This window comes from Microbacterium paludicola, from assembly GCF_015235415.1.
Lineage (GTDB): Bacteria > Actinomycetota > Actinomycetes > Actinomycetales > Microbacteriaceae > Microbacterium > Microbacterium paludicola.
On the sequence record NZ_JADGLL010000039.1, the window covers coordinates 1 to 26,299 of the forward strand.

The 26,299-nt window shown below is 70.4% G+C and carries 20 protein-coding genes and 1 pseudogene; 18 read left to right on the forward strand and 3 right to left on the reverse strand.

The genetic code is table 11. The features are described 5' to 3' along the window. Window positions 1–614: 614 nt before the first annotated feature. Entirely contained in the window at window positions 615–926 is a 312-nt protein-coding gene (locus tag IR155_RS12750; RefSeq protein ID WP_194210337.1) for a hypothetical protein, read from the reverse strand. Window positions 927–989: 63 nt separating this feature from the next. Next, entirely contained in the window at window positions 990–1,901 is a 912-nt protein-coding gene (locus tag IR155_RS12755) for a LysR substrate-binding domain-containing protein (protein ID WP_233441202.1), read from the reverse strand. A 99-nt stretch (window positions 1,902–2,000) separates the two neighbouring features. On the opposite strand from IR155_RS12755, the gene IR155_RS12760 reads away from it, so the two are divergent. Both IR155_RS12760 and IR155_RS12765 read left to right on the forward strand, forming a co-directional pair. Next, entirely contained in the window at window positions 2,001–5,453 is a 3,453-nt protein-coding gene (locus tag IR155_RS12760) for a bifunctional proline dehydrogenase/L-glutamate gamma-semialdehyde dehydrogenase (protein ID WP_135115207.1), read from the forward strand. A 137-nt stretch (window positions 5,454–5,590) separates the two neighbouring features. Next, window positions 5,591–6,058: pseudogene (locus tag IR155_RS12765) on the forward strand (bifunctional ornithine acetyltransferase/N-acetylglutamate synthase); the annotation flags it as partial. Between the two features lie 582 nt (window positions 6,059–6,640). On the opposite strand, the gene proC reads toward IR155_RS12765, so the two are convergent. After that, the gene (proC, locus tag IR155_RS12770) at window positions 6,641–7,501 is read right to left on the reverse strand and encodes a pyrroline-5-carboxylate reductase (protein ID WP_135115208.1); all 861 of its coding nucleotides are present in this window, start codon (window positions 7,499–7,501) and stop codon (window positions 6,641–6,643) included. Window positions 7,502–7,711: 210 nt separating this feature from the next. On the opposite strand from proC, the gene IR155_RS12775 reads away from it, so the two are divergent. The 16 genes from IR155_RS12775 to IR155_RS12850 all read left to right on the forward strand — a co-directional run bounded on the left by IR155_RS12775 (window position 7,712) and on the right by IR155_RS12850 (window position 26,064). After that, entirely contained in the window at window positions 7,712–8,380 is a 669-nt protein-coding gene (locus IR155_RS12775; RefSeq protein WP_135115209.1) for a GntR family transcriptional regulator, read from the forward strand. Window positions 8,381–8,470: 90 nt separating this feature from the next. Beyond that, a complete protein-coding gene (locus IR155_RS12780) occupies window positions 8,471–9,655 on the forward strand; it encodes an NAD(P)/FAD-dependent oxidoreductase (RefSeq protein WP_135115210.1) in 1,185 nt (394 codons plus the stop codon). After that, window positions 9,652–9,996 carry a (2Fe-2S)-binding protein gene (locus IR155_RS12785; RefSeq protein ID WP_135115211.1) on the forward strand — a complete coding sequence of 115 codons (345 nt, stop codon included), beginning with the start codon at window positions 9,652–9,654 and terminating at the stop codon, window positions 9,994–9,996. The genes IR155_RS12780 and IR155_RS12785 overlap by 4 nt, the downstream gene beginning before the upstream one ends. After that, window positions 9,993–11,468 carry an FAD/NAD(P)-dependent oxidoreductase gene (locus tag IR155_RS12790; protein WP_135115212.1) on the forward strand — a complete coding sequence of 492 codons (1,476 nt, stop codon included), beginning with the start codon at window positions 9,993–9,995 and terminating at the stop codon, window positions 11,466–11,468. Before IR155_RS12785 ends, IR155_RS12790 begins: the two co-directional genes overlap by 4 nt. Before the next feature lie 18 nt (window positions 11,469–11,486). Beyond that, window positions 11,487–12,413 (forward strand): dihydrodipicolinate synthase family protein, encoded by a 927-nt coding sequence (locus IR155_RS12795; RefSeq protein WP_135115213.1) that lies wholly within the window; start codon window positions 11,487–11,489, stop codon window positions 12,411–12,413. 1 nt (window position 12,414) lies between these two features. Next, entirely contained in the window at window positions 12,415–13,431 is a 1,017-nt protein-coding gene (locus IR155_RS12800; RefSeq protein ID WP_135115214.1) for a proline racemase family protein, read from the forward strand. Next, window positions 13,431–14,951: an aldehyde dehydrogenase (NADP(+)) gene (locus IR155_RS12805; RefSeq protein ID WP_135115215.1), complete on the forward strand. Its 1,521-nt coding sequence runs from the start codon at window positions 13,431–13,433 to the stop codon at window positions 14,949–14,951. Before IR155_RS12800 ends, IR155_RS12805 begins: the two co-directional genes overlap by 1 nt. Beyond that, the gene (locus tag IR155_RS12810) at window positions 14,948–15,262 is read left to right on the forward strand and encodes an antibiotic biosynthesis monooxygenase family protein (protein WP_167760792.1); all 315 of its coding nucleotides are present in this window, start codon (window positions 14,948–14,950) and stop codon (window positions 15,260–15,262) included. The genes IR155_RS12805 and IR155_RS12810 overlap by 4 nt, the downstream gene beginning before the upstream one ends. 29 nt (window positions 15,263–15,291) lie before the next feature. Next, window positions 15,292–16,230 carry a dipeptidase gene (locus IR155_RS12815; RefSeq protein WP_167760793.1) on the forward strand — a complete coding sequence of 313 codons (939 nt, stop codon included), beginning with the start codon at window positions 15,292–15,294 and terminating at the stop codon, window positions 16,228–16,230. Between the two features lie 186 nt (window positions 16,231–16,416). Further along, a complete protein-coding gene (locus IR155_RS12820) occupies window positions 16,417–17,439 on the forward strand; it encodes a sugar ABC transporter substrate-binding protein (protein ID WP_135115217.1) in 1,023 nt (340 codons plus the stop codon). Window positions 17,440–17,478: 39 nt separating this feature from the next. Next, window positions 17,479–18,999, forward strand: coding sequence for a sugar ABC transporter ATP-binding protein (locus IR155_RS12825; RefSeq protein ID WP_135115218.1), 1,521 nt, complete (start codon window positions 17,479–17,481; stop codon window positions 18,997–18,999). Next, window positions 18,996–19,997: an ABC transporter permease gene (locus tag IR155_RS12830; protein WP_135115219.1), complete on the forward strand. Its 1,002-nt coding sequence runs from the start codon at window positions 18,996–18,998 to the stop codon at window positions 19,995–19,997. The genes IR155_RS12825 and IR155_RS12830 overlap by 4 nt, the downstream gene beginning before the upstream one ends. 37 nt (window positions 19,998–20,034) lie before the next feature. Continuing rightward, entirely contained in the window at window positions 20,035–22,113 is a 2,079-nt protein-coding gene (locus IR155_RS12835; RefSeq protein WP_135115220.1) for a hydantoinase/oxoprolinase family protein, read from the forward strand. After that, window positions 22,110–23,831: a hydantoinase B/oxoprolinase family protein gene (locus IR155_RS12840; RefSeq protein ID WP_135115221.1), complete on the forward strand. Its 1,722-nt coding sequence runs from the start codon at window positions 22,110–22,112 to the stop codon at window positions 23,829–23,831. Before IR155_RS12835 ends, IR155_RS12840 begins: the two co-directional genes overlap by 4 nt. After that, window positions 23,828–25,078, forward strand: a complete 1,251-nt coding sequence (locus IR155_RS12845) for a metal-dependent hydrolase family protein (RefSeq protein ID WP_233441203.1) — start codon at window positions 23,828–23,830, stop codon at window positions 25,076–25,078. The genes IR155_RS12840 and IR155_RS12845 overlap by 4 nt, the downstream gene beginning before the upstream one ends. Further along, entirely contained in the window at window positions 25,075–26,064 is a 990-nt protein-coding gene (locus tag IR155_RS12850) for a dipeptidase (protein ID WP_135115222.1), read from the forward strand. Before IR155_RS12845 ends, IR155_RS12850 begins: the two co-directional genes overlap by 4 nt. Window positions 26,065–26,299 lie beyond the last annotated feature (235 nt).

Sequence of the window (26,299 nt, forward strand, 5' to 3'; positions counted from 1 at the left end):
GAACGGGATCATCGAGCTCCACCGCCGCCTCGCCCGCGGCTACCGCAACCGGCACAACTACCGGCTCCGCATGCTCCTCGCCGCCGGCGGACTCACCCCATGACCCCCACCGGATGTCCGAAGAGCCACATATGTGCCATTTCCATGCCATTCCATCCCGGAAAATGCCATCTTCACGCGAAACCTACAGCGTCACTGTGTAGGTTCCGCCCGAAGTTGGCATCGCAACCCGGGGTTTTCGGGGGAGTTGGCACGCCTCGAGCGACGATCTGTTCGCGAAAGATGGCACATTCCTACACAGCTCCGCGCATGTGCCCGCGGGTGAGGGCAAGATGTCGACTGAGCCGAGCTTGAAACGCGGAGCTCTGCTCCTCGACGGCTCAGCGTCGAGCGCCTCGAACGTGTAGCGGACGGCCCCTGTTGCGAGGCTGATCGCCTCGGTCTCGAGCACCGTGAGCTTGATCGGCGAATGCCGGAAAGCACCCTGGGGAACGTCGGTAACCGCGTCCGTCCCCTGCACAGTGATTCGCCCACGATCCTCGGTGTTGATCTTGTACTTGTGATCTTTCCCAAGGCTGTGCACCTCGCCGGTGATCTCCGCCTCGCTCGTTCACTCAGGACCCGACGACGAGAGGGACGCAGGACGCTTCCGCAGCAGGTCGGCTACGAACAACGCGGTGATCCCGGAGATGTTCTCGATCGTCAGCGACATCGAGGCGGAAGTCCGCATCGCCCTCGATCGTGTGCGTGTTGCGCGTCAGGGTGGGATCGGCCCAGATCCGCCTCTGCGTCCGCGGCCACCACGTACCCTTCTCGATCTCGTCGGCGGCGCGCTGGGCGTTGACCACGATCTTGGCCTCCTCGGCCCAGAGAACGATGCACAGGCCTACAGTCCATGGCTCGGACGCAGCTTCGATAACCACCACAATGACCGAGCCGTCTCAGGGTGCTCGGTTCTCCGCTACCGATATCTCGCACCATGCACCGGCTCACTCGGGGGCGTGCTCCTGACGCAGTCCGACGAACCCGCGGGCGAGCGCGGCGCGGGTGGCCTCCACAGAGGGCGAGCTCTTCGACGAGGCGCGCACCGCGGTGAAGATCTCGCGATGTGGCGACCCGGGCAGGTCGATGAGGCGCACGTGGGCGTCGTCGTCGGCGAGGGCAAGATCCGGGACCAAGCCCACCGCGTGGCCGGCCTGCACCAAGCGGATATGTGCCAGCAGATCCGCGGCGGCGAAGCGCACGTCCGGCTCGAAGCCCACGGCGCGGCACTGCTGCACGGCCCAGGCACGGGCGGCCGTGCCCTCCGGCTCCATCACCCAAGCGGCGTAGCGCGCGTCGGCGAGCGAGGCGATCCGGCTCTCCGGTGCCACCGCGAGGCGGATCGGGTCGACGCCCAGCAACTCGCGATCGAGGCCGCCACGGTGGGGGCGGGTGTGCCCCGGGTACTGCTCGGCGATCGCGATGTCGTAGCCGCGCGCCTCGACCTCGAACAGTCCGGCCTCCGGCGGCACGACCGACACCTCCACGCGCAGGCCCGGCCGCTCCTCCACGAGGATCTCAAGCGCCCGCGGCACGAGCGCGCGCGCCGCGGTCTGCAGCGCGGCAATGCGGACGGGGCCGATGCTCGGTGCGAGGGCGTCGAGGTCAGCGCGCACCTCCTCCTCGAGCGCGAGCACGCGCGCCGCGTGCGCAGCCACGAGCTCGCCGTGCGCGTTCAGCCGCACCCGGCGCCCGTCGGGCTGCAGCAACGGCACGCCGACCTCCCGCTCGAGCTGCGACAGCTGCTGCGAGACGGTCGACGGGCTATAGCTCAGGGCGGCAGCGACCTCGGTGATCGTGCCGCGCAGCTGCAGCTCGCGCAGCAGTTGCAGGCGCTTGATGCTCCAAGCCTCCGTCACGGTTCGACTCTATCGAACGGAGGCGTTCGAATCTGCGCGCTTTTCTTGAACGGTAGGCGGATCGCACACTGGATCCGTCCCTGTGAGAAAGGCCCGCCCATGACCATCGAGTCGTCCGTCGACCCCGGCGCCCGTGCGGAGCGCCGCGGCATCGATCCCGCCCTCGCCGGGGAGGCAATCGCCCAGGTGCGCACGTGGCTCGACGCCGCTCGTCACGAGAAGGTCGACGCGAGCGCGAAGAACCTCGCCGGCGTGCTGCGCGACCCGAACGGCCTCGCCTTCACCGTCGGCTTCGTCGACGGCGTCGTCCGCCCCGAGGACACCCACGTCGCGGCGCGCAACCTCGCGGGCCTCGTGCCGCTGATCCCGTCGTTCCTTCCCGCGCCGCTGCGGGGACTCATCCGACTCGGCGCGTTCTTCGCCCCGATCCTGCCGGGCATCGTCGTCCCCGCCAGCCGCGCGGTGCTGCGCCGCATGGTGCGCCATCTGATCGTCGACGCGCGCGACGAGAAGCTCGGATCGGCGCTGGCCGGCATCCAGGGCGACGGCGTGCGCCTCAACGTGAACCTGCTCGGCGAGGCGATCCTCGGCCGTCGCGAGGCGGAGCGCCGCCTCGCCGGCACGCGCCGGCTGCTCGAGCGCGCCGACGTCGACTACGTCTCGATCAAGGTCTCCTCCACCGTCGCGCCCCACAGCCCGTGGGCGTTCGACCAGGCCGTCGACGACGCCGTCGCCGCCCTCGCCCCGCTCTACGACACGGCCCGCGCGGGCGGCAAGTTCATCAACCTCGACATGGAGGAGTACAAGGATCTCGACCTGACCCTCGCGGTCTTCACAACGATCCTGGACCGCCCCGAGAACTCTCGGCTCGAGGCCGGCATCGTGCTGCAGGCGTACCTGCCCGACGCGCTCGGCGCCATGATCCGCCTGCAGGAGTGGGCCGCCGCCCGCGTCGCCCGCGGCGGCGCCCCGATCAAGGTGCGCGTAGTGAAGGGCGCGAACCTGCCGATGGAGCAGGTCGACGCCGAGACCCACGGATGGCCGCTCGCCACCTGGCAGAGCAAGCAGCACAGCGACGCGTCGTACAAGGCGGTGCTCGACTACGCCCTCACCGCCGAGCGCGTCGCGAACGTGCGGATCGGCATCGCCGGGCACAACCTGTTCGACATCGCGCTCGCGTGGCTGCTCGCGCAGCGGCGCGGCGCCGAGGCGGGCATCGAGTTCGAGATGCTGCTCGGCATGGCCACCGCGCAGGCCGGCGTGGTGCGCCGCGAGGTCGGATCGCTGCTGCTCTACACGCCCGTTGTCCACCCGGACGAGTTCGACGTCGCGATCGCCTACCTGATCCGCCGCCTCGAGGAGGGCGCGAGCCCCGAGAACTTCATGTCGGCCGTGTTCGACCTCGACACCGACGAGCGCCTGTTCGAGCGCGAGAAGCAGCGCTTCCTCACCTCGATCGCACTGATGCCGCAGGAGGTGCCCGCGTCGAACCGAGTGCAGGATCGCCGCCTGCCGCAGGAGCCGGGTGCCCGCGACGGCTTCGAGAATGCGCCCGACACGGATCCGAGCCTCGCGGCGAACCGCGAGTGGGCGGCCGGCATCCGCGCGCGCATGCAGAGATCGGCGCTCGGCGCGGACACCCTAGCGGTGCACACCGTCACCGACCCCGCCGCCCTCGATGAGATCGTCGCGGGCGCCGCCGCCGCGGGCGAGGCCTGGCGCGCGCTGGGCGCCGCGGGACGCGCGGAGATCCTGCACCGCGTGGGCGACGTGCTCGAAGCGCGCCGCGCCGACCTGCTCGAGGTGATGGGATCCGAGTGCGGCAAGGTCATCGAGCAGGGCGACCCGGAGGTCTCCGAGGCGATCGACTTCGCCCACTACTACGCCGCCGCCGCCCTCGAGCTCGAGAACGTCGACGGCGCGGAGTTCACTCCGGCAGGGCTGACGGTCGTCACCCCGCCGTGGAACTTCCCCATCGCGATCCCGGCGGGATCGACCCTCGCCGCCCTCGCCGCCGGGTCGCCGGTCATCCTCAAGCCCGCCCCGAACGCCAGCCGCTGCGGTGCCGTGCTCGCCGAGGCGCTGTGGGAGGCGGGCGTGCCGCGCGAGGTGCTGCGCCTCGTGCAGGTCGAGGAGAACGGCCTCGGATCGCGCCTGATCGCCCACGAGAAGGTCGAGCGGGTCATCCTGACCGGCGCGTACGAGACGGCCGAGCTGTTCCGCTCGCTGCGGCAGGATCTCCCCCTGCTCGCCGAGACCAGCGGCAAGAACGCCATCATCGTCACCCCGAGCGCCGACCTCGACCTCGCCGCCAAGGACGTCGCGTACTCCGCCTTCGGCCACGCCGGGCAGAAGTGCTCGGCCGCCTCGCTGGTCGTGCTCGTCGGATCCGTCGCGAAGAGCGAGCGCTTCCGCCGTCAGCTGCTCGACGCCGTCGAGGGCTACGAGGTGGGCATGCCGTGGGAGGAGGGCTCGCGGATCGGGCCGCTCATCGAGCCGGCGTCCGGCAAGCTCGCCCGCGCCCTGACGCAGCTCGAGCCCGGCCAGACCTGGCTGCGCGAGCCCGAGCGGCTCGACGACGCCGGCGCCCTGTGGCGCCCGGGCATCCGCGACGGTGTGCGCCCCGGCAGCGAGTTCCACACCACCGAGTACTTCGGGCCGGTGCTGGGCATCATGACCGCCGAGACCCTCGACGAGGCGATCGAGATCGTCAACGCCGTCGAGTACGGCCTCACCTCGGGCCTGCACGCGCTCGATCCCGACGAGATCGCGACCTGGCTGGAGCGGATCGAGGCGGGCAACGCCTACGTGAACCGCGGCACCACGGGTGCCATCGTGCAGCGCCAGCCGTTCGGCGGCTGGAAGAAGTCGGCGGTCGGCGCGGGCACGAAGGCCGGTGGCCCGAGCTACCTGTTCGGGCTCGGATCCTGGGCGGATGCCCCGGTCGCCGGCGGGGTGGGGGAGCTCGACGCGCTGGCGCGACGCGCGGTCGCGGCGGTCTCCGACCCCACCGAGGCAGCGTGGCTCGCGGCGGCGCTGCGCACCGATGTCCTCGCGTACGAGACCGAGTTCGGCGTCGCCCGCGACGTGCAGGGCCTCACGCTCGAGCAGAACGTGCTGCGCTACGCCCCCGTCCCCGTGACGGTGCGCTTCGAGGGCGACCGCGTCGCCGAGCTGATCCGCATCGTCGCCGCCGGCGCGCGCGCAGGCTCGGCGCTCACGGTGAGCGTCGCGGCCGAACTCCCGGCCGGGGCGCGTGGGTACGTCGCCGAGGTCGGCGCGACGGTCGCGACCGAGGATGCGGCCGCCTGGGCGGCCCGTGCCGTCGCGCTGACGGACGGAGGCGGCCGCATCCGCCTCATCGGGGGGACCGCCGCGGCGGTCTGCGACGCGACGGGCGGCTCCCCGAACGTCGCGGTCTACGGCGGCCCGGTCGTCTCGGCCGGCCGCGTCGAGCTCCTGCCGTTCCTCCGCGAGCAGGCCGTGTCGATCACGGCGCACCGCTTCGGCAACCCGCGCCGGTACGACGTCCCGGCCCTCGCCGGAGCCTGAGAGGTCTGTCACAGCGCGCCGCTGAGGTATCCAACAGAGCAGAACCATGACGTATTTGGTCGCCGCCTGCGGCGTTACGAGCTATGCGACCCGCGACGCCGAGCTCAGCCACGGTCCCCGCCGCGTCAAAGCCGGTGGCGCCGTTGACCACCGACACCGTGCCCAAGACCGCGGTGCACCGGATCGGAGGATGGACGCTCGGAGGCATGGCCAAGGGCGCCGGCATGCTCGCCCTGGCCTCGCCACGATGCTCGTTGTCATCACGACCGACGCCGTGCTCGACGCCGCCGAGCTCGATGCGCGGCTACGCGCGGGGACGCACGTGAGCTTCGACCGGCTCGGCTCCGACGGCTGCATGTCGACCAACGACCAGGTCACGCTGCTGGCCAGCGGCGCGAGCGGCGTCACGCCCGACGAGACGGCGTCCGAGAGGCGCTGATCGACCTCTGCCGCGAGCGGCAGGACGACGCCGAGGGCGCCAGCCACGCGATCACCATCGAGGTGACCGGCGCCGAGACCGAGACGACGCTGTCGAGGTGGGCTGTTCCGTCGCGCGCAACAACCTGTTCGAGGCCGCGATCTTCGGCAACGCCCCCAACCGGGGTGATCCTCACCAAGGACCTCGCCCGACTACTTGCACGAGTACAGCGCCTACTCCTAATAGACGCCGACCACCTCGACCCGAAGGACACGAGCCCCAGGAGACCGCTGCGAAGGCTGCGACCTCATCGAACGCTGCCGTGAGCGAAGAAGTACATCGACGAGCTCCTGAAGTACGGCGGCAACGCGATGATCAGTGAGGACCTGCATGACGCCTTCGCATGAGAGAACATGCTCCATCGGCTCGCGATTCCGAACACATGACTCGCCGTGCACGACCGTGCTCAGTCATTACCGGTGATGCGGCTACTGCTCACTGCGATCGCGCGCGCTCGTCCGCGGAGACGCCGGCGCAACCACGGAGCGCCAGATCGACACCTCGGCCGAAACACATGACAGGGTGGCTTCGCGCATCTCTCGGACCAGAAGCGCGAGGCGAGCGAAGATGAGCCTCTGCACACGCCTCATATCCGATCCTTTCGTCGTTCGAATCGCACCTTCCCCCGCCAACGCGGAGTGATCGTGAAGCCACCTGACGGGAAATTTCCTCACATCATGGCATCCGAGGCGAGCGACGTCACCAGTCATCACAACCGGTTTTCGGCAGCGAGCTCCCGCGCGCGTACCAGCGCGGCCGAGGTCGCCTCTCGGAAGAGCCCGCCGAGTTCCGCGCGCTGCAGCACAGCGATCGCGCGCTCGGTAGTGCCCTTGGGACTCGTAACGCGGCGGCGCAATTCGGCGGGGTCCGCGGGTGTGGCGCCGAGCAGGTCGGCTGCCCCGCGGAACGTACCCTGGACCATCACGCGGGCGTCTGCCTCTCTGAAGCCCATGTCGATCGCGACGCGGGTGAGCTCCTCGATCAGCAAGAAGACGTAAGCCGGTCCGGATCCGGAAATCGCCGACACCTCGTCGATCTGCTCCTCCGACACTTCGATCACCGCGCCGACCCTCTCGAACAGCCGGCGCGCGATCGACACCTCCTCCGACGTCGCGTTCGGACCGGGCGCCAGGCCCGTGACGCCGCTTCCGACCAGCGAAGGCGTGTTCGGCATAGCACGGAACACGGTCACCCCCTCACCGAGGACGGATCGGAACGTCTGCAGGGGCACCCCGACGGCAAGGCTGATCACCATCGCGTCCGCGCGCAGATGGGGCGCGATGTCGCGCAGCAGGTCGGGCACCATTGCGGGCTTCACGCCGACGAGCACGACCCGAGCGGAGGCAGCGGCACGGGCGTTCCCGCCGGGCTCGGCCTCGAGCGCGATGCTGTCCACGCCGACGAGCCCCGTCAGCTCCGCGGCCTTCACCCTCGTGCGGTTCGTGGCGAAGATCCGGGGTTCGCCCGCGAATGCCTCCACGGCGATCCCGCTCGCGACGACGCCGCGCAGGATCGCTCCTCCCATCGACCCAGCACCGAGGAAGGCGAGAGGGGGCAGCGAGTCACTCATGACGGCCAGCCTATATGTGACATATGACAACGGGGAAAGAAGCCTCGACGCGACCCACGGGAGACACCGCGCCGCTCGACACGGCGCCCGGCTCGCCCGAGTGCCGTGCGCCAGCGGCGCCGAGGAGCGCAAATCTCCGGAGTGCGGAGCGCTGTGGCCTATCCTCAGGGGTGCCATCTCACATAGAACAGGCCGGGCAAGAGGAGCGCCATGATGAAGTCGACCGTCGAGGTCATCACAAGGAGCCCCAGTCTGCGCGACCACGTCGAGGAGGCACTCGCGAGCGCGATCATCTCCGGCGGCCTCGCGCCCGGCGAGCTGCTCACGGCCCCGACGCTCGCACAGCGCTTCGGCGTCTCGGCCACCCCCGTCCGCGAGGCCATGCTGAACCTCCAGAAGCGCGGGTTCGTCGAACCCGTCCGCAACAAGGGCTTCCGCGTCACCGACGTGAGCGAGGAGGACCTGCGCACGATCGTCGAGGTCCGTCTGATGCTGGAGCCGCCCGCGATGGCGCGCCTGGCGGGGGACGTGCCCGCCGGTGACGTGGACGGCCTGCGCGGCGCAGCCGATCGGATCGTGCAGGGTGCGGCGGCAGGAGACCTCGCGGCGTATCTCACCGCAGACACCGCGTTCCACATCAGCCTCACGGACCTGCTCGGAAACCAGCGGCTCACGAACCTCATCGCCGAGTTGCGCGCCCAGACGCGCCTGCCCGGCCTCGCGGGGATGCTCAGCAGCGAAGAGCTCACGGTCTCGGCCCAGGAGCACCACGAGCTCCTCGACCTCCTCGTGGCCGGCAAGGCGCGCGAGGCCGAGAGCCTGATGCGCCGCCACATCAGCCACGTCATCGGATGGTGGGCGGGCCGCCCCGAGACCTGATCGGGTCGCCTCCAGCGTAACTCCCGTGAAACAAAATGTGTGACATAGTACTGTCCGAAGCGGCCGCTCCTGGCCGCAGAGGGGAGCACCATGTCCTACGACGTCATCGTGATCGGCGCGGGCATCATCGGCGCCGCCGCGGCTCGTTCGCTCGCCCTCACGGGACGGCGGGTGGCCGTCGTGGAGCGCGGCGCCGCGGCGTCGGGCACGTCGGCGCACGGTGAGGGCAATCTGCTGGTCAGCGACAAGGGTCCCGGCCCCGAGTTGGATCTCGCGCTCGACGCGAGCTCACGGTGGCCGCGCGTCGCCGCCGAACTGGCGGACGAGAACCCCGAGATCCCCTCGATCGAGTTCGAGCCCAAGGGCGGTGTCGTCGTCTCGACGACCGAGCAGGGCGCCCAGCCGCTCCTCGACTTCGCCGCACGACAATCCGCCGCGGGTGTCGATGCCCGGCCGATCGGCATCACGGAGGCCCGCCGGCTCGAGCCCTGGCTGAACGAGCGCTTGACCGCGGCCGTCTGGTACCCGCAGGACGCGCAGGTGCAGCCGACGATCGCGACCGAGGCCTTCCTCGCCTCCGCGCGCCGCGCCGGCGCACGCGTCCACACCGGGACGACCGTGCTCGGCCCACTCGAGGACGCCGGCGGTGCACTCGTCGGGGTCCGGACCGATCGCGGATCCGTCGCCGCCCCGGCCATCATCAACTGCGCCGGCCCCTGGGCCGGGCACGTCGCGGATCTTCTCAGGGCTCCGATCCCCGTGCGCCCCCGGCGCGGTATGGTTCTCGTCACCACGCGAATGCCGCACCGTGTGCGGCACAAGGTCTACGACGCCGACTACGTGGGCGCGGTGGGCTCCAGCGATGCGGCGCTGCAGACATCGAGCGTCGTCGAGTCGACCGCGGCCGGGACGGTCCTGATCGGCTCGTCCCGCCAGCAGGTCGGCTTCAGCGACGAGTTCCGCGCCGAGATCGTCGCCGAGCTCGCGCGCAAGGCGATGCTGCTGTTCCCCTTCCTGCGGCACGCCTCGGCACTGCGGTCCTACTCCGGGTTCCGCCCCTACATGCCCGATCACCTCCCCCTGATCGGACCGGACCCTCGGCGGCCGGGCCTGTGGCACGCGGCGGGTCACGAGGGGGCGGGCATCGGTCTCGCGGTGTCGACGGCGGCTCTCCTCACGGACCTCATGGACGGGCGCCCGACGGCCGTGGCGCCCGACGGGTTCGCCGTGGATCGCCCGACGCTGGCGCCGCACCTCGAGGAGGTCGCCGCGTGACCACATCCTCCGTGCCCCGGGACGCGGATGCCGTGCACCCCGCGGCGTCCGCCCCGCTCTCCGTGACGATCGACGGCACGCCCGTCCCCGGTGTCGCCGGGCAGTCGCTCGCCGGCGTCCTGCTGGCGTCCGGGCGGCTCTCCTGGCGCGTCACCAGCGTCGGCGGGCGTCCCCGCGGCGTCTTCTGCGGGATCGGCGTGTGCTTCGACTGCCTGGCGGAGGTCAACGGGCTCCGCGACGTGCGCCTGTGCCAGCGCCAGGCGCGCGACGGCGACGTGGTCGTCACCCAGCACGACCCTCTCCCCGAGCCGCCATCCCACCCGGACGAGGGTGCGCGATGACGCACGCAGTTCTCGTCGTCGGCGGCGGCCCCGCGGGACTGGCCGCAGCCGCCGCCGCGCTCGACGCGGGCGCCTCCGTCACGCTGCTGGATTCCGGCCGCGACGTGGGCGGTCAGTACTGGAGACATCTCCCCACCGAGCGATCGGGAGAGCACGAGTCGCTGCTGCACCACGGCTGGGAGCGCTTCGCAGCCCTGCGAGCCGATGTCACCGCGCGCGCCACCGTGCTCCTGGAAGGCCAGGTCTGGTCAATCCAGCCGGATCGCGACGCCCCGGGCGGCCTCGCCGTCGACATCGCTACAGGGCCGGCCGACGGTATCGACGGGGAGCCGCACCGGTTCCGCCCCGACGCGATCGTGCTCGCTACCGGCGCCCACGATCGCACCCTCCCCTTCCCCGGCTGGGAGCTTCCCGGGGTGTTCACCGGCGGCGCCGCCCAGGCGCTCGCCAAGAGCGAGCGGATCCGGATCGGCGAACACGTCGTCGTCGCCGGCGCCGGGCCCTTCCTGCTGCCCGTCGCGGCCTCCGTCGCAGAGACCGGCGCTCGGGTGGCCGGCGTCTTCGAGGCCAATCGGATCCCCGCGCTGACCCGCGGGTGGCTGCCCCGCCCGTGGGAGCTGGTCGGCGCCGCAGGCAAGGGCAGAGAGCTCGCGGGCTACGTCGGCGCCTTCGCGCGCCATCGCATCCCCTATCGACTCGGCGCCGCGGTCGTCGCCGCGCACGGCGAGGAGCACGTCGAGTCCGTCACCATAACCGACGTCGCGGCCGACTGGAGCCCGATCGCGGGGTCGGAGCGCACGATCGCCGCCGACGCCGTGTGCGTCACGCACGGTTTCACCCCGCGGATCGAGCTGGCGATCGCGGCGGGCTGCGCGATCGACCGAGGCTTCGTCACCGTCGACGACCGGCAGCGCACGTCGGTTCGCGGCGTCTACGCCGCGGGCGAGATCACCGGCATCGGCGGAGTCGACAAGGCGCTGGCCGAGGGGACCATCGCCGGACACGCGGCGGCGGGCTGGCCACCGGACGCACCGCGTTCGCTCCGCGCGGCGCTGCGCCGTCGCGCGACGGCCGCCGGCTTCGCGAAGAGGCTCGAGGCGGCGCACGGCATCCGCTCCGGGTGGCACTCCTGGTTGCGGGACGACACCCTCGTCTGCCGCTGCGAGGAGGTCTCCTACGGTGCCGTGCGACGAACGGCGGCCGCCACGTCCGCCGAGGGCCTGCGTTCCCTGAAGCTCGCCACACGCGCCGGCCTGGGCGCCTGCCAGGGCCGCATGTGCGGGCGTTCGCTCGAGGAGCTCGCCGCGCGCCTCTCGCCGTCCGGCGCGCTTCGGGACGCGGGGCACGGCCCCGGCCGGGGAGCGAGCACCGACCGGCGGCCCATCGTCACCCCGCAGCGACTGGGCGACCTCGCGCGCCTCGCCTCACCCCCTCCGCCGTCCGACGGGCTCCCTCGGACCACCACGAACTGATCGATTCGAAAGGACATCATGGAAGCTCAGAGCATCCTCGGCGGCGTCATCGTCGCCACCGCGCTCCCGTACAAGCAGGACGCATCCGCCCCGGCCGGCCTGGCCGTCGACTACGACCGCTACGCGGAGCACTGCGACTGGCTGATCTCGAACGGCTGCCACGGTGTGGGCCCGAACGGGTCGCTCGGCGAGTACTCCTCGCTCACGGACCAGGAGCGCCGCCGCGTCGTGCAGGTGGCCGTGGAGGCGGTCGGCGACCGCGGCGTCGTCATCGCCGGTGTGCACGCGCCCGGATCCCACCAGGCCCGGCGCTGGGCGGAGCTCGCCGCCGAGGACGGCGCGCACGGCGTGCTCGCGCTGCCCCCGACCATGTATCGCGCCAGCCGCAACGAGATCTTCGCGCACTACGCGCAGATCTCCGAGGCCGGCCTGCCGATGATGATCTACAACAACCCGATCGACACGAAGGTCGACCTCGTCCCCGACCTCGTCGCGGAGCTCGCGGCGATCGAGAACGTCAAGGCGGTCAAGGAGTTCTCCGGGGACGTCCGGCGCGCCTTCGAGATCCAGGAGCTGTGCGACATCGACGTCATCGCCGGCGCGGACGATGTGACGCTGGAGCTGCTCCTGGACGGGGCGGTGGGATGGTTCGCCGGCTTCCCCAACACGTTCCCGCGGGAGTCGGTCGAGATCTTCGACCTCGCCAGCTCCGGTCGCTACGAGGAGGCGCGCGAGCTCTACAAGCAGCTCGTGGCGGTGTTCCGCTGGGACTCGCGGACCGAGTTCGTGCAGGCCATCAAGCTCGGCATGGAGATGGTGGGCCGCTACGGCGGACCATGCCGCCCGCCGCGTGGCCCGCTCACGCCGGAGCACGAGGCGACCGTCCGACGCGACATGCAGCGCGCGATCGAGTACATCTCCTCCCGTCAGCCGGTGCTCGCCTGACATGCGCGCCTCGCGGCTCTTCTCCGCGGTCGACTCCCACACCGAGGGCATGCCGACGCGGGTGATCACCGGCGGGATCGGGGTCATCCTGGGCGCGACCATGAACGAGCGGCGCCTGTATGCGATCGAGCATCTGGACGGCGTGCGCCGGCTGCTGGTGAACGAGCCGCGAGGGCACGCCGCGATGAGCGGCGCGATCCTGCAGCCGCCCACCCGGGCGGACGCCGACTTCGGCGTGCTGTACATCGAGGTGTCCGGCTTCCTGCCGATGTGCGGCCACGGCACCATCGGAGTGGCGACGGTGCTCGTCGAGACGGGTATGGTTCCCGTGACCGAGCCCGTCACGGAGATCCGCCTCGACACCCCGGCGGGTCTCGTGATCGCCCGGGTGGCGGTTCGCGACGGGCATGCAGACAGCGTGACGATCGAGAACGTGCCGAGCTACGCGGAGCGGCTGGACCGCCTCATCCGCGTGCCGGGCCTGGGCCCCGGGGGCGAGCGGGAAGTGCCGTACAGCCTGGCCTTCGGCGGCAACTTCTACGCCATGGTGGATCTGGACGACGTGGGCCTGCCGTTCGACCGCGCCCGGCAGCACGACATCCTGGACGCCGGCCTGAAGATCATGGACGCGATCAACACGCAGGACGCACCCCGCCATCCGGAGATCGACGGGGTGGATCACTGCCACCACGTCGAGTTCATCGCACGCGGCTCCGATGCCCGCCACTCCCGGCACGCGATGGCCATCCACCCGGGGTGGTTCGACCGGTCCCCGTGCGGGACGGGCACCTCGGCGCGCATGGCGGAGCTGTGGGCGCGCGGCGAGCTCGCGCTGGAGACCGACTTCGTCAACGAGTCGTTCATCGGATCCCGGTTCGTCGGTCGCCTGCTGCGGGAGACCGAGGTCGCGGGCATCCCCGCGGTCGTGCCCACGATCACCGGGCGCGCCTGGATCACCGGCGTGGGCCAGTACCTCCTCGACCCATCCGACCCCTTCCCGGAAGGATTCGCATTCTGATGACCGATCTCGAGCAGGCCCTCGAGCGCGCCGCGTCCGCGGCGGCCGCACTGTCGCGGATCGCACCGCGGCTACGGGCCGCAGCGCTCGTGGCGGCCGCCGACGCGCTGGACGCCCGCGCCGACGAGCTCATCCCGGTCGCGATGCGCGAGACGGGGCTCGCCGAGCCGCGTCTGCGCGGGGAGCTGCGGCGGACCACGGTGCAGCTGCGGCTGTTCGCCGAGGTCGTGGTGGACGGCTCGTATCTCGATGTCCGCATCGACGAGGCGGACCCGGACTTCGTGCTGGGACCGCGCCCCGACCTGCGTCGGGTGATGGAGCCGGTCGGTCCCGTGCTCAACTTCGCCGCGAGCAACTTCCCCTTCGCCTTCTCGGTCGCCGGCGGCGACACCGCGGCGGCGCTCGCGGCCGGCTGCCCGGTCGTCGTCAAGGCTCACCCCGGGCATCCCGAGCTCTCGCGCCGTGTGGCCGATGCCGTGGCGGCCGCCCTCGAGTCGGCGGGGATGCCGGTCGGGACGCTGCAGCTGATCGAGGGACAGGAGGACGGCGTGACCGCCCTGCTCGATCCGAGGGTGTCGGCCGCCGCGTTCACCGGCTCGACGACCGCGGGCGTGCATCTCGCGAGCCTGGCCGCCTCGCGCCCCGTCCCGATCCCGTTCTACGGAGAGCTGGGCAGCGTCAACCCCGTCTTCGTCACGCCGTCCGCGGCCGGGGAGGCCGACTCGCTCGCCGCCGCGTTCGTCGCGAGCGTGAGCGGATCGGCGGGGCAGCTCTGCACGAAGCCCGGTTTCCTCTTCGTCCCGGAGGGCGCGGGCCTGGACGCCGCGATCTCCCGGGCCGTGTCCGATGTGCCGGAGCACCGCCTGCTGCACCCCGGCATCGCGGCGGGGTACCGTGCGCGACGCGACGCGATCCTCGGCGCGGGCGGCGTGAGCGTGATCGCCGAGGGCGCGATCCGGGAGACGGACGACGGCACGTACGCGACGCCGACGATTGTGCGCACGAGCCTGCGCACGCTGATCGAGGAACGGGACGCGCTGCTGGACGAGGCCTTCGGCCCGCTCTCGATCGTCGTGGAGTATCCGGATCCCGCAGCGCTCGCGTCGGTGGCGCGAGACCTCTTCCCCGGGAACCTCACCGCCACGGTCCACCTGGCGGAGGGCGACCCGGAGGCGTCGCTCCCCGCGTTGATCGACGCGCTGGCGCGCACGTCCGGGCGCGTGCTGGTCGGAGGATGGCCGACGGGCGTCGCGGTGACCCCCGCGATGGAGCACGGCGGACCGTTCCCCGCGACCACGCAGGGCGGCACATCCGTCGGCACGGCGGCGATCGGCCGGTTCCTCCGCGGCGTCGCCTACCAGGGCGTCCCCGCAGCACTGCTGCCTCCGTCCCTCCGCGACGACAATCCGTGGCGGATCCCGCAGCGTCGGACCCCGCGGGGAGCATCGGCGGCCTGGGGGACGCTGACGGGCGTCGGCACGAGCGAGGTCCTTCCCGAGACGACAGGAGTCGAAGCATGATCCGCACCGTCCTGCCCCTGCGCGTGCACCCTTCGAAAGTCGAGGCCGTGCTCGAGCTGTATCGCCGCAAGGAGATCCTGCAGTTCTCGGCCGATCACGCCGACCTCGTGCACACCGAGATCTCCGTGGCGGCCGACGGCTCCGGCGACATGATCGTCACCGCCGTGTGGCCGAGCGCGGAGGCCTACCAGGGCTGGCTCGACCATCCGTGGCGCGCCGAGGCCGGCGACGAGCTGAACGAGCTCCTGGCCGACGCCGAGGTGGGGGTCGGGCGGATCTACGTCATCGACCACGAGGCGCGTCCGAGTTGAGCGCCGGTGTCGACTCTGGGGCCAGGCACGTGATCGACGGCGCCGCGCCTCTTCTGACACCGGACTCGTTTCCGGCTCGTCGGCCGGGCCTGCTCGCTGGCGGCTTGACCGCGGTTGCTCCGACTGTCGCCAGCATCGAGACGTACTCGGAGGCGAAGCAGAACCTGAGTGGGTGGCACCATCTGGCGAGCGACCCGATCAACAACATCGAGATCTGCCGGACGTCAGGTGATCTCGAGACGGCACGGGCCGGCGGAAAGCTCGGGATCATCCTGCACCTTCAGGGGTGCGACCCGATCGAAGGCAGCATCGAACGTCTCCGCGAGTTCGCGGCAGCGGGAGTGCGGATCATGCAGCCCACTTACAACGCTGCGAATGCGTTGGGGACGGGCTCGTTGAGCGAAGAGACATCCGGCCTGACACGCTTCGGACGAACCGCCGTCCACGCCATGGGAGAGTGCGGTGTCATCCCCGACGTCTCCCACGCGAGCAACCGCACTGCCCTGGATGTCCTCGACTCGGCGTCGGGTGCGGTCATCGCCAGCCACTCGAACGCTGTCGGCGTGTACGGCCATCCACGCAACCTCTCGGATGACGTCATCCGAGGAATCGCGGCACACGGCGGGACCGTCGGCGTGTGCGCTTTCCCCGGCTTCCTGGCAGACTCCGGGCACGTCCCGACCGTGGACGACCTCATCGACCATGCCCTGTATGTCGCCGAACTCGTCGGGGAGCAGCACGTCGCTCTCGGCCTCGACTACGCGGACGAAGATGAAGACGACTACAAGTACTTCGGATACGACCCGCGATACTACCCTCCTCTGCCGTGGTCCTGGCCGACAGGCATCAGCTCCCACGGGGAGCTACCCCTCTTCGCCGAGCGGGTCCTGGCTCGCGGGCTGGGGCAGACGTTCCTCGAAGGGATCCTGGGCGGCAACTATGCACGGGTTCTGGGCGCTGTCGCATGAACTCTTCCTGACAGGCTCCGGCGCCGATCTGCTCGACCGCACGGCTGAGGCCATGTCGCACCGCTTCTTCGCGGGCGCTCGAAACAGCACGTTTACGTTGCGATCCCCTGCCAGAAATTCGAGATGTGACATATTACAAGCAATCGGGCTTCCGGCCCGACCCCCAACCCGCACCTGGAGGCGCTCATGCAATTCACCCGCTCACGAGGACTGCGCGTCGGCGCCGTCCTCGCCGGTTCCATCGCTCTGACGTCCTGCAGCGCGTCGGAGACGCCCGCGGCGTCTGACGACAGCTACTCGTTCGCCGTCCTCCTCGCGTCCAGTGAGAACGGCTACAACCAGGCCTTCGCGGAAGGCATCCAGAAGTACGCCGACACCCTCGATGCCGACATCGACATCACCGTGCTCAACGGCGGCTTCAACTCGGACGAGCAGCTGGCCCAGCTGGAGACGGCCGGCACGGGCGACACCTACGACGGCATCCTCCTCATGCCCAACGACGGCGTCTCGATCGCCGCGGGCTTCCCCCTCGCCAACGGCATCCCCGTCGTCGTCGGCCTCAATCCCGTCGGCCCCGACATCTCCGAGATGGAACCGCAGGTCGAGGGCGTCATCTCCACCATCGCACAGGACCCCGCGGTCGGCGCCACGAAGCAGGCAGAGGCGGCGGCGGAGTACTGCGCGGACATCGACCCCTGCAAGGTCGCGCTCGTCGTCGGCCAGCTCAACACCGCGCTGGACGTCTCCCGCGAGGACGCATTCAAGGAGGTGCTCGGGCAGTACGACAACATCCAGATCGTCGGCACGTACGAGGGCCTGTACGACCCCGACACGTCCGCCAGCGCGATCTCGAATGTGCTGCAGGCTCACCCCGACCTGAACGTCGTGCTCTCCAACGCCGACCAGCAGACCGAGGGCGCCCAGATCGCGCTCGAGGACGCCGGCATCGACCCGGCAGACGTCTTCCTGGTCGGCGGCGGCGGCACCCAGACCGCCATCGAGAAGACCCGCGAGGGCATCTGGGGCTTCGAGTACATCAACTTCCCGGTGAGCCAGGGCGAGAAGGCCATGGAACAGCTCTGGAAGCACCTGCAGGGCGAGGAGGTCGAGACCTGGATCGACACGGACACGATCGGCGAGATCCCGTCGTACGTGACGACCGAGGACCTCTCGGAGTACCCCGACTACACCGGCGAGTGGGTCGGCTGACGCCGGCGAGCACGCGCTGAACCGGATCGGATCCCACCCATGACCGCACCATCCCCCGTCGTCGAGCTGCGCGGCGTCTCCAAGAGGTTCGGAGGCACGCAAGCGCTCGACACCGTCGACCTCGAACTCCATCCTGCCGAAGTGCACGCCTTCGTCGGCGAGAACGGCGCGGGCAAGTCGACGCTCGGAAAGATCATCGCGGGCCTGTACGCCGTCGACGCCGGTGAGCTCCTCGCGGATGGCCAGCCGGCCGGACGGTGGGATCCGATCCACGCGCAGCGCGCCGGCATCGCGATGATCGCGCAGGAGCTCTCGCTGGTGCCGCAGCTCACGGTCGCACAGAACGTGTTCCTCGGCATCGAGAGCAGTGTGGGCGGAGTGCTGCGACGTGACCTGCGTCGCCGATTCCTCGCTCTGTCCGAACAGGCGGGATTCGACCTCGACCCCGACGTTCCCGTCGGGGAGCTGCGCATCGCCCAGCAGCAGAAGGTGGAGATCCTGCGGGCCCTCGCCCGTGACGCGCGCGTCATCGTCATGGACGAGCCCACATCGTCTCTGACGGCGCACGAGACCGCGCAGCTGCACGACCTGATCCGCGGGCTGCGCGAGCAGGGCAGGACGGTGGTCTACGTCTCCCACTTCCTGGATGCCGTGCTCGAGGTGTCCGACCGGATCACGATCCTGCGCGACGGCGTGAAGGTCCGCACAGCCCCGGTCGCCCAGGAGACCAAGCAGACGATGGTCGCCGGCATGCTCGGCCGCGAGCTCTCGGTGACCTTCCCCCCGCGCCCCGCGAGCACGCCGAACGAGACCCCGCCGCTGCTGGAACTCGACATGGTCTCCACGGCCAGCGGCATCTCGGACGTCTCGCTGATCGTGAAACCGGGAGAGATCGTCGGTCTGCTCGGGCTCGTCGGCTCGGGTCGCAGCGAGATCGCCCACGCGATCGCGGGGGCGGACCGGATCACCGCCGGAAGCCTTCGTCTGGAGGGCCGCGAGCCGGCCGACTGGAGTGTCCGCCGCGCCATCGACGCGGGAATCGTGATGGTGCCGGAGAGCCGGCACGATCAGGGGCTGATCCTGCAGCGCAGCGTGCGAGAGAACATCTCGCTCGCGTTCCTCGACCGCGTCTCACGCTTCGGCGTCATCTCGCGGCGTCGCGAGCGCTCGCGCGCGCAGGAACTGGCGGACGCGCTCGAGATGCGCCCGCGACGTGTCGAGCTCGAGATCGCGGGACTGTCGGGCGGCAACCAGCAGAAGGCACTGCTGGGCAAGTGGCTGCTCGGCGAGCCGCGGCTCGTCATCCTGGACGAGCCGACCCGCGGCGTCGACATCGGCGCGAAGGCCACGATCTACCACCTCATCGCCGACCTCGCCGCCCGCGGTGTCGCCGTCGTCCTCATCTCCTCGGAGCACGAGGAGGTGCTGAACCTCGCCACCCGCGCTTACACCGTCATCGACGGAACCGTGCGCGACGAGGTCGATCCCTCCCGTCTCGAGGTCAGCGATCTGCTGACGCAGCTGTTCGAAACCGACACGAAGCCCGGAGCCCTGGCATGACCGCCACCGCCACACCCCCGACCCCCACGACGACCACGACCCTCGAGGCGCTCCGCCCCTCCCGTGCCAGGATTCTGCTCTTCCTGCGGGACTACGCCGTGCTCATCCTGCTGGGCGCGCTCGTCGTGATGCTCGCGATCGCCAGCCCGTCGTTCTTCACGTTCGGCAACATCGTGAACATCGCGAACCAGAACGCCGGGCTGGCGATCATCGCAGTCTCCGTGACCTTCGTCATCATCTCGGGCAGCTTCGACCTGTCGACCGCTGCGATCTACGCGGTCGGCAGCGTCTCCGCCGCCTGGATCGCGATGCAGACGGGCAACGTCTCGCTCGCGCTGGCCGCTCCCCCGCTCATCGGGCTCGTCCTGGGTCTCTTCAACGGCTTCGCCGTCACGCTGCTCCGCGTGCACTCCTTCCTCGCGACCCTCGCCTCAAGCCTGATCTTCAAGGCGATCGCCGTCCTCGTCACCGGCGGCGCGCTCATCACGGTCACGACGGAGGGCTTCGAGCAGCTCGGGCGCGGTCGGGCGGGCGGCGTCTTCTACTCGGTCTACTTCCTGATCGCGTTCGTCGCCGTCATGTGGTTCGTGCTCAACGGCACGGTGTTCGGCCGACACGTGTTCGCGGTGGGCGGCAATCCGAACGCCGCGCAGCTGTCCGGCATCAACGTCGACAGGATCAAGGTCACCGTCTTCGCGCTCAGCGGTCTGGCGTCGGGCATCGCCGCCGCGATCGGCGTCTCGCGCATCGCCTCAGGCCAGCCGCAGGCCGGCGCCGGGCTGGAGCTGGACGCGATCGCCGCGGTGATCCTGGGCGGCACGAGCATCAACGGCGGCGCGGGAGCGGTCTGGCGCTCCGTCGCGGGAGTGTTCCTTCTCGCCCTCATCCGCAACGGATTCGACATCCTCGGGCTGAACCCTCAGCTCAAGGATCTGGTCACCGGCTGCATCATCCTCGCCGCCGTGGCCCTGGCCGCCATCGGCACGAAGCGCCGCTGAGCGCCCTCTTCTCCGCTCCATCAGAAAGGTCCCCGACATGACAGACCACGTTCGGATCGCCATCGACGTGGGCGGCACGTTCACGGACGTCGTCAAGCTCACGCCGGCCACGGGCGAGCTCCGGTTCGAGAAGGTGCCGACCACCCCGGCGGCTCCGTCGGAAGGGGTGGTCGCGGGCTTCGCCAAGGCGGAGGCCGCGATGGGCGCGGTGACGATGTTCAACCACGGGACGACTCTCGGTCTGAACGCGCTGCTGACCCGCACCGGCGCCCGCACGGCGGTCGTGTCGACGCGAGGCTTCCGCGACGTCTATCTGCTGGGCCGCACGGACCGCAAGCCGATGTACGACATCCGCTACCGCAAGCCGCAGGCGCTGCTCGAGCGCGCGGACACCTTCGAGGTCGCCGAGCGCTCGGCCTTCGACGGGACGGTCCTGCTGCCTCTCGACGAAGACGACGCACGTGCCGTCGCCGCGCAGGTCCGCGACGGCGGATACGCCTCGGCGGCCGTGTCGTTCCTGCACTCGTACGCGAATCCCGCACACGAGCAGCGCATGCGCGAGATCCTCGCCGAGATCGCGCCCGACGTCGCCGTCACGATCTCCAGCGACCTCGCGCGCGAATACCGCGAGTACGAGCGCACCTCGACCGCGGTGCTCGACGCCTACATCAAGCCGATCGTGCGCAGCTACCTCGAGGCGCTCGAGGGCGAGCTCGTCGACGACGGCTTTTCCGGACGATTCCTCATGTCCCGCTCGGGCGGAGGCGCGATGACCGCCACCGCTGCGAAAGAGCAGCCCGTCAACCTCATCCTCTCCGGCCCGGCGGGCGGCGTCATCGGCGCTGCGGGCTTCTCGCGCCTCGTCGGAGTGCCCAACCTGATCACGATCGACATGGGCGGAACGAGCCTGGATGCCTCGCTCGTGCTCGACCACGAGCCGCTCATGTACCACGGCGCCGAGTTCGAGGGCATGCCGATCATGACGCCGTCGCTGCGGATCGAGACCATCGGCGCCGGCGGCGGCTCTCTGGGCTACCTCGACGCCGCCGGCGCGCTGCAGGTCGGGCCCCAGAGCGCGGGCGCGGTCCCCGGCCCCGCATCCTATGGCCGCGGCGGCACTCAGCCGACCTTCACGGATGCGGCGCTCGCGGTCGGGTACCTCGGCTCCGACACCCCGCTGGGCGGAACGCTCGTGCTGGACGAGGACACGGCGATCGCGGCCCTGTCCCCCATCGCCGCGCAGCTCGGGCTCGAGGCGCGTGCGCTCGCCCGCGGGATGCTGCGCATCTCCACCACCAAGATCACCGGCGCCGTCCGCGGCATCACCGTGGAGCTCGGGCTCGACCCGAAGGACTTCGCGCTGCTCAGCTTCGGCGGCGGCGGCGGCCTCGTGGCCATCGACGTCGCCCGCGAGCTCGGCATCCCCACGGTGATCGTTCCCCCTGGCCAGGGCGCATTCTCCGCGCTCGGCATGCTCATGGCCGACGTCCAACACGACTTCTCGCAGACCAGCATCGTTCCTCTGCTCGATGCCGACACCGCAGAGCTGAGCGCGGCGTTCACGACGCTCGAGGAGCAGGCGCATGCCGCGCTCGAGGACGAGGGGTTCCCTGGGCCGCAGCGTCGGCTGCACCGCACGCTGGACGTGCGCTACCAGGGGCAGGAGCACTCGGTCTCGGTGACCTGCCCCGAGCTCGACGACGACTTCGTCGGCCAGGTGGAGGAGGCGTTCGCGGAGCTGCACGAGCGTCAGTACGGGCACGTGATGACCGACCCGGTCGAGATCACGACTCTGCGCGTGCGCGGCGTGGGCGCGATCGACAAGCCGTCACTCCCGCTCGCGAGCCGTCGCGACGACGGCGACGTCCCGCGCATCGGCGACCGAGTCGTCCACCTCTCCGACGGCACCGACGTCGTCTACGGCCTCTACTCACGCGAGCTGCTGCTCGCGGGCGACCGGATCAGCGGTCCCGCCGTCATCACGGAGCACACCGCCACGACGGTGATCCACGCGGGCGACGTCCTCACCGTCGGCTCGTACGGCGAGCTGAACATCGCCGTGGAGACCGAGCCCTCCCTTTCCGCCACAGCAACACTGGAGGAGATCACGCGATGAGCGATGCGATCACGATCGAGGTCATCCGGCACGGCCTGCTCGCCGCTGCGGAGGAGGTGGCCCGGAATCTCTGCCGCACGGCGTACAACACCGTGATCTACGAGATCCACGACTACGGCATCGGCATCCACGACGCGAACGGCGACGTCGTCGCCGACACCCCCGGCATCGCCGTGTTCACGCGCGGAAACGACTACGGCATCAAGAAGGCGGTCGCGTTCCTCGGCATCGACGCGATGGGCGAGGGCGATGTCTTCCTGCTCAACTATCCGTACTGGTCCAGCGCCCACACGCTGGACACCCTGATGTTCGCCCCGATCCACGCCAGCTCGGGCGAGCTGATCGGATTCGCCTCCTGCCGAGTCCACGTCGTCGACCTGATGCAGAAGGACGCCGGCTACGTGCTCGACTCGACGGACATGTACCAGGAGGGCATCTTCTTCCCGGCGTCGCGTCTGTACAAAGGCGGAGTGCGCCAGGATGACATCTGGAACATCATCCAGTTCAACTCCCGGCTGCCCAAGCACACGATCGGAGACCTCAACGCGCAGATCTCCGCATGCCACGCGGGCGTCGCCCGCACCAGGGAGATCGCGGACAAGTACGGTGTCGACACGCTCCGTGAGGCGATGGACGCCATCAACGTCCATGGTGAGCGGCTCGCCCGGCTGGCGTTGGCCGAGCTCCCGAAGGGGACCTGGCAGGCGCACGACTTCATGGACAGCGACGGCGTCGACAAGGACAGGCTCGTCAAGCTGGACTGCAAGGTAACCATCACCGACGACGAGTTCGTCGTCGATTGGTCGGAGAGCGCCTACGGCGTGAAGGGCCCGATCAACCTCCCCCCGGGACAGACCGAGGCGGTCAGCAGCCTCATCTTCAAGTCGCTGACAACTCCTGACTCCCCCGTCGTGGCCGGCAACTTCGCCCCGCTGCGCGTCCTCACCCGCGAGGGCAGCGTGATGCACGCGGTGCCGCCGATGCCCACGTTCACGCTGTGGACGGGGCTGCTCGCGGGCGAGGTGATCCTGAAGGCCCTGGCCCAGGGGATGCCGGATCGCCTGCCCGCCTCGAGCGGTGGCGACGTGAACTCGATGATGGGCCTCGGCATCAACCCGCGCACCGGGGAGAGCTGGCTCGAGGCGACGAACGAGGCCGTCGGCTTCGGCGGCAGCGCCGACCGCGACGGCGAGGACGGCATCATGCACCTGTCCGAGCCCGGGTGCCGCAACAACCCGGTGGAGGTGCTGGAGACGAAGTCGCCCATGATCATCGACTCGTACGGCTACCGCCCAGACTCCGGAGGCGCTGGCGAGCATCGCGGCGGCGTGGGGGTCGAGCGGGTCTACCGCTACACCGCCCCGGGCGTCGGGATCGGCCTGGTCTACAAGTCCAAGACCCGCCCCTGGGCGCTGGCCGGCGGCCGAGAGGGCCGGCCGAACGGGATGGTGATCAATCCCGGGACGGCGTCGGAGCGCAACGCGTCGGGCGAATACAACCACTTGGAGTCCGGGGACGTGCTCGCCAACCGCACGGGCGGCGGAGGCGGCTGGGGCGATCCCTTCCGCCGCGCGCCGGAAGCCGTGGCGCGGGACGTGCGAAACGGCTTCGTATCCGTGGCGTCCGCGCGCCGGGATTACGGCGTCGCCGTCGACCCGGTGACGTTCGCGATCACGGCAGACGAGACGGCTGCGCTGCGGAAAGGCACCCCGGCGTGACGGCCGCGCGCGGCACCGGCTCCCCGCGTGACGAGGGCGGGCTCCTCGTCCGCGGGGGCCGTCTCTTCATCGGCGAGGCCGCGTACGCCGAGGCGTCGGTTCGGATCGAGGACGGCGTGATCGCCGAGGTGTCCTCCGACCTGACTCCGCGGCCGGGCGAGCGGGTCATCGACGCGGCCGGCCGGGTGGTCACGCCCGGCCTCATCGACGCGCACTTCCACGCGTACGCGATCACCCTGGACTCGGAGCCGATCGAGCGAACGCTGCTGAGCTATGTGTCGCTGCGCGCACAGCACCGGCTGCATGACGCTCTCCGACGTGGCTTCACGACGGTGCGCGACCCCGCGGGCGGCGATGCGGGACTGGGCCGCGCCATCGCCGAGGGCTGGATCGCGTCGCCGCGCTACCTGTACACCGGGGCCGCGCTCAGCCAGACCGGAGGTCACGGCGACTACCGATCCGGCGACAGCGAGGTGTGCGTGCACGACGGCCGCACCGTCGAGGTGGTCGACGGCGTCGACGCGCTCCGCGTGGCGGTCCGGGAGCGGTTCCGGGGCGGCGCGCACGCGATCAAGATCATGACGAGCGGTGGCGTGGTCTCCCCGGTCGATCCCATCCGGGTGCCGCAGTACTCCGCCGAGGAGATCCGCGCGGTGGTGGAAGAGGCGGCGCGCCGCGGCAGCTACGTCGCCGCCCACGCCTACTCCCCCGAGGCCATCGCCCATTCGGTGCGGAACGGGGTCCGCTCGATCGAGCACGGCAATCTGCTCGACGCGGCAACCGCCCGGCTGATGGCGGAGGCCGGGGCGGTGCTCGTACCGACCCTCGGTGCGTACGACGCGATGGAGCGCCTGGGCGACGCGCTGGGCCTGTCCCAGGTCGCCCAGGCGAAGAACCGCGAGGTGCTCGAGGCGGGCGGCGAGGCCGTCCGGCTCGCCCTCGACGCCGGCGTGACGGTCGGGTTCGGGTCCGACAACATGGGGGATCTCGTCTCGGAGCAGCTCGTGGGGATCCGTCTGCTGGCCGAGGCGACGAGCCCGCTCGATGCACTGCGTGCCGTGACCGCGGGCAACGCCCGCGTGCTGCAGCGCGACGACCTGGGAAGGATCGCCGTAGGTGCCGCCGGAGACCTCGTGCTCTGGGACGCCGACCCCTCGACCGACATCGACACGATCGCCGATGCCTCCCGGCCGCGCACCGTGGTGCAGGCCGGGCGCATCGCCGCGACGGATGGGAGGACCGCATGACGACGCTCCGCTTCGCCGACTCGCACAACGACCTGCTGATGTCCGTGCTGCACCAGCAGCAGTCCGGGGTGGACACGACGTGGGGATCATGGTGGGTGGATCAACTGGTCGCCGGCGGCGTGGACCTGCAGGTCCTGCCCATCTGCATGACAGACGCGTTCGCGCAGGAGGCCGCGCTGCGCCGCACGCTGCTCATGGTCGACGCCGCCTACCGACTCGCAGACACCCACCGGGATCGTGTCGCGATCGTGACGAGCGCCGAGGAGATCCGGGAGGCGCGCCGAAAGGGCCTCATCGGGCTCGTCCTGGCGATGGAGGGCGCCGAGGCGATCGGCCGCGACCCCGGTATGCTGCGCGTGCTGCACCGGCTCGGCATCAGGATGATCGCGCTCACCTGGAACCGCCGCACGGCGTTCGCCGACGGTGCAGGCGAACCGGAGCCTGGCGGCGGGCTCACGGTGCTCGGCCGGGAGGTCCTCGCCGAGATGGAGGAGCTCGGCGTCATCGCCGACGTCTCGCACCTCTCGCAGGGCGGGTTCCTGGGCCTCGCCGAACATGCCACGAGACCGTTCATCGCATCGCACTCCTCCGCGATGGCGCTACACGAGCACCGCCGCAATCTCACCGACGAGCAGCTCCGCATCATCGCCGCGAAGGACTCCTTCGTCGGCGTCAACGCCTACGGCGTGTTCCTCGCCGAGGCGGGTCGGCGCACGATGGAGACGTATGTCGACCACATCGCGCATATCGCCGGCATCATCGGCGACGCGCGCACCGGGCTCGGAGCCGACTTCATCCTCGATGTCTTCTGCGACACGGAGCCGACCGGCAGCTTCGGCGACGACTCCGAGCATCTCGTCGCCTTCCGCCGCCCCGAGGACTTCCCCGCGCTCGGAGAGGTGCTGATCCGTCGCTTCGGCGCGCACGTCGCGGAGGGCATCGCGGGTGCGAATCTCACCCGCTTCCTCGAGCGCTCACTCTCCTGAATTATCGATGGATTGCGGAATGCGCGACGACTCTGTGGCACGTTTCAGGCTTACGGGCGGGTGAATGCGCCGAACCGCCCTTATCTTCTTTTTTCAGCTAGGCAATATGGCTCATCGCATTTGAGCGTGTAGCGCTGGTCTGAACCCGCCGGTCTCGAGCAGGGATCTGGTGATGTAGTTGGTGAGGTTGCGGAAGCCGAGTGCGGAGCCGCGCAGGTGCTCGAGACGTCCATTG

Excerpts from the sequence above, each read along its gene's own strand:
- IR155_RS12760 (WP_135115207.1), top strand. The coding sequence starts at position 2,001 with ATGACCATCGAGTCGTCCGTCGACCCCGGCGCCCGTGCGGAGCGCCGC.
- proC (WP_135115208.1), bottom strand. The coding sequence starts at position 7,501 with ATGAGTGACTCGCTGCCCCCTCTCGCCTTCCTCGGTGCTGGGTCGATG.
- IR155_RS12775 (WP_135115209.1), top strand. The coding sequence starts at position 7,712 with ATGATGAAGTCGACCGTCGAGGTCATCACAAGGAGCCCCAGTCTGCGC.
- IR155_RS12780 (WP_135115210.1), top strand. The coding sequence starts at position 8,471 with ATGTCCTACGACGTCATCGTGATCGGCGCGGGCATCATCGGCGCCGCC.
- IR155_RS12790 (WP_135115212.1), top strand. The coding sequence starts at position 9,993 with ATGACGCACGCAGTTCTCGTCGTCGGCGGCGGCCCCGCGGGACTGGCC.
- IR155_RS12795 (WP_135115213.1), top strand. The coding sequence starts at position 11,487 with ATGGAAGCTCAGAGCATCCTCGGCGGCGTCATCGTCGCCACCGCGCTC.
- IR155_RS12800 (WP_135115214.1), top strand. The coding sequence starts at position 12,415 with ATGCGCGCCTCGCGGCTCTTCTCCGCGGTCGACTCCCACACCGAGGGC.
- IR155_RS12805 (WP_135115215.1), top strand. The coding sequence starts at position 13,431 with ATGACCGATCTCGAGCAGGCCCTCGAGCGCGCCGCGTCCGCGGCGGCC.
- IR155_RS12810 (WP_167760792.1), top strand. The coding sequence starts at position 14,948 with ATGATCCGCACCGTCCTGCCCCTGCGCGTGCACCCTTCGAAAGTCGAG.
- IR155_RS12820 (WP_135115217.1), top strand. The coding sequence starts at position 16,417 with ATGCAATTCACCCGCTCACGAGGACTGCGCGTCGGCGCCGTCCTCGCC.
- IR155_RS12825 (WP_135115218.1), top strand. The coding sequence starts at position 17,479 with ATGACCGCACCATCCCCCGTCGTCGAGCTGCGCGGCGTCTCCAAGAGG.
- IR155_RS12830 (WP_135115219.1), top strand. The coding sequence starts at position 18,996 with ATGACCGCCACCGCCACACCCCCGACCCCCACGACGACCACGACCCTC.
- IR155_RS12835 (WP_135115220.1), top strand. The coding sequence starts at position 20,035 with ATGACAGACCACGTTCGGATCGCCATCGACGTGGGCGGCACGTTCACG.
- IR155_RS12840 (WP_135115221.1), top strand. The coding sequence starts at position 22,110 with ATGAGCGATGCGATCACGATCGAGGTCATCCGGCACGGCCTGCTCGCC.
- IR155_RS12850 (WP_135115222.1), top strand. The coding sequence starts at position 25,075 with ATGACGACGCTCCGCTTCGCCGACTCGCACAACGACCTGCTGATGTCC.